The following is a 3,481-nucleotide window of genomic DNA, read 5'->3' on the forward strand; positions in this document are numbered from 1 at the left end:
GAAATGCTGATTGTGCTGACCCTGGCTGCTATTGGCGCAAATCATTATCAAGAACCCTGCGGCTGGATAGCCAAAGACCCTCAACACACTCTTGCATTTGGGATCGTTAAACCTTATGGCCAAGGAAAATAAACCCGCTGAATTCTCTGTACTTCCTACAGCGCTGTTGTTTATTGCTGCCGTAACGCTGCTTGTATTATCAGGTGGGCTGTTTTGGTGGTTCTGGAAAGAGGATTTCACCACTGACTGGCATGCCATCCGTCAGATTATGCTGGCCTGTTTTATCCTCTGGGTAATATCGCTCAGCGTGCTGCTGCTGGGTGTGATCGCATCTCGTTTACTGATTCGCGATAAAGTGATGCTGAATTCTTCCATAGTGCCAGGCAACAAGAAAAAAACGGCGGACTTGCCTCTCAAAGGTACTATCGGCAGGCATTTACGTCACCGTTACGGATTTTTCTGGCGCAGCAAAGTCCGTCTGCTGCTGGTCACCGGCGATGACGACGCGATTGAACAGTTGATCCCCGGGCTGAAGCAACAGCAGTGGCTGGAAGGCAGCCGTACCGTACTGATTTACCGCGGTAGCCTGACAGATGAACCTGATACGGCGGTAATGACCGCGCTGCGCAAACTCCGCCGTCGTCGCCCGCTGGATGGTATTGTTCGCGTCATTTCACCCGCAATGAGTCTGTCCCCGCAGGTGAGTGACAGCGATCTGCGCGGGCTGGAAAAGATCGGAGAACGGCTGCGTTACCGCGCTCCGGTGTGGCTGTGGCAGCTCGCCGACAGCGCGTGGTCGCAGGCCGGGCGCGGCGAGCAGGCCGTGGGTGCGCTGTTTCCGCTTCGTGCCAGCCAGGATGACATCATACGGCAGATGGAAAGCCTGCTCCCCGGTCTGAGAATGCAGGGCATCAGCCAGATAGCGGAAGATAACCGAAACGACTTTCTGCTGCGGCTTGGTCAGCATCTTGAGCAGGACGGGATTACCCGCTGGGCCCGGCAGCTGACGCCATGGCTTTATGGCTCTCAGCGGTCCGTGATGCTGCGTGGCCTGATGTTCAGCCTGCCTGGCAGCCCCGCTTCGGTGACCGACAATCATGCGAAAGAGGGAACCGGCGCTTACCCGATTCGGGCAGATAATCCGGCCCTCCGGGTGCAGCGACATGTACTCATACTGCCGAAAACCTGGCAGGGTATCCTCAGTGACTGTGTTCGTGTACGTGGTCACCGCGCTGGCATGGCCTGGCAGCAGACGCTCTGCCGGACGCTGATGGCTGTTCTCGGCCTTTGGGGTGCCGGGCTGCTGCTGTCATATTCCCTGAACCGGCAGCAGATTATTCAGGTTACAGATAAAGCGCATGGCCTGGTTGAGCATCCCGCCGTGCCGGACAGCCAGCTAACCGCCCTGCACCAGTTACGCAACGAGGCAGGCCTTCTGCAGCACCGCATCCTGCACGGTGCCCCCTGGTTCCTGCGTTTTGGCCTCGATCATCATCGCCAGCTTCTCTCCGCCATGCTCCCGTGGTACGGCATGGCGAATAACCGCCTGATCCGCGATCCGGCCGCTATCGCCCTGGCACAAAAGCTCGCGGCCCTCGCGAATTCAGCCCCCGACAGCGAGCAGCGCAGGCAGCTGGCGAAGCCCGGCTATGACCAGCTGAAAGCCTGGCTGATGATGTCGCGCCCGGATAAAGTGGACAGCGCGTTTTATGCCCGGACGATGAAGGCGGTGCAACAGACTCATCCGGGTATTTCCAGTGGCCTGTGGCAGAGCCTGTCGCCGGATTTGTGGGCGTTCTACATTTCTGAGCTGCCAAAACAGCCACAGTGGAAAATTACCCCGGATGCGTCTCTGATCAGCCAGAGCCGCCAGGTGCTGCTCCGGCAGCTTGGCCGTCGTAATGCCGAAAGCACGCTGTATGAAAACATGCTGAAGTCCGTGCGCCGGAATTATGCCGATGTGTCTCTGGAGGACATGACCGGCGGCACCGATGCGCGACGACTGTTTTATACCGACAGGGTGGTACCCGGTATGTTCACCCGTCAGGCGTGGGAGGGCGGCGTCAGGCAGGCTGTTGAGAAGGCCGCCACTTCGCGGCGCGAGGAAATTGACTGGGTGCTCAGCGACAATCGCCAGGCGGTGTCGGCGGATATCACCCCGGAAGCGCTCCGGGCGCGCCTGACCCGCCGTTACTTCACCGATTTTGCCGGCAGCTGGCTGAGTTTCCTTAACGGACTGCGCCTGCAGCCCGCCAATACGATTGCGGATGTGACCGACCAGCTGACGCTGATGAGCGATGTACGCCAGTCGCCGCTGATTGCGCTGATGAACACGCTGGCCTGGCAGGGGCAGGCGGGGCGGCAGAATGAAGCGCTGTCCGATTCGCTGCTTCGTTCAGCCAGAGACCTGGTCGGCAGCCGGGATAAACCGCTTATCGGCCAGCAGGCAGGGGGGCCACAGGGACCACTGGATGAAACCTTTGGCCCGCTGCTTCAGATTCTGGGCAAAAATAAAGACGCGGGCGTGATGTCGGCGGACGGCTCACTCAGCCTGCAAAGCTGGCTGACCCGCATCACCCGTGTCCGCCTGCGTTTGCAGCAGGTGGCGGGAGCGTCCGATCCGCAGGCGATGATGCAGACGCTGGCGCAGACCGTGTTTCAGGGAAAAAGCGTGGATCTGACCGACACGCAGCAGTATGGCAGCCTGATGGCGGCGAGCCTCGGTGAAGAGTGGAGCGGCTTCGGGCACACCCTGTTTGTGCAGCCGCTGACGCAGGCCCGGGAAACGGTGTTACAGCCGTCGGCAGCCAGCCTCAACCAGCGCTGGAATCGTTCGGTTGTCGCCAACTGGCGCACCGCTTTCGACGGGCGTTTCCCGTTCGCCGCCAGTAAAAGCGATGCCTCTCTGCCGATGCTGGCCGAGTTTATCCGCCGGGACAGCGGGCGCATTGACCGCTTTCTCCGCGCCGAGCTGGGCGGCGTGCTGCATAAAGAGGGCAGCCGCTGGGTACCGGATAACGCTCGCGGACAGGGGCTTAACTTTAATCCGGCCTTCCTGAAAGCGGTTAACCAGTTAAGCCAGCTGTCGGACATTCTGTTTACCGACGGGCGACAGGGGATCGGTTTTGAGCTCCAGGCGCTTCCCGCGCCGAAAGTCACCGAAACGCAGCTGACCATTGACGGGCAAAAACTGCATTACTTCAACCAGATGGCCGACTGGCAAAGCTTCCGCTGGCCGGGGGAGACCTGGAAGCCAGGCACCCTGCTGACGTGGACGACAACCAGCGCCGGGGCGCGCCTGTTCGGTGACTATAGCGGGACCTGGGGCTTTATTCGCTGGCTGGAGCAGGGGAAACGACAGCAGCAGGACCGCAGCGACTGGATGATGAGTTTTAGCGCGCCGGACGGCAGCAGGCTGCAGTGGGTGCTGCGAACGCAACTGGGTAATGGGCCACTGGCGCTGCTGGGGCTGCGCAGCTTC

Annotated in this window: 1 protein-coding gene and 1 pseudogene; both read left to right on the top strand. The window is 60.3% G+C overall.

What is annotated here, in order from left to right:
• A pseudogene (locus IBT46_RS27520) lies at window positions 1-132 on the top strand (hypothetical protein); the annotation flags it as partial.
• Window positions 116-3,481 (top strand): ImcF-related family protein (locus tag IBT46_RS26935; protein WP_200548121.1); only part of this gene is annotated, 3,366 nt, incomplete at its 3' end. The pseudogene IBT46_RS27520 and the gene IBT46_RS26935, both read left to right, overlap by 17 nt.

This window comes from Erwinia sp. S38 (genome assembly GCF_016624545.1).
In the GTDB taxonomy this organism is placed as follows: domain Bacteria; phylum Pseudomonadota; class Gammaproteobacteria; order Enterobacterales; family Enterobacteriaceae; genus Erwinia; species Erwinia coffeiphila.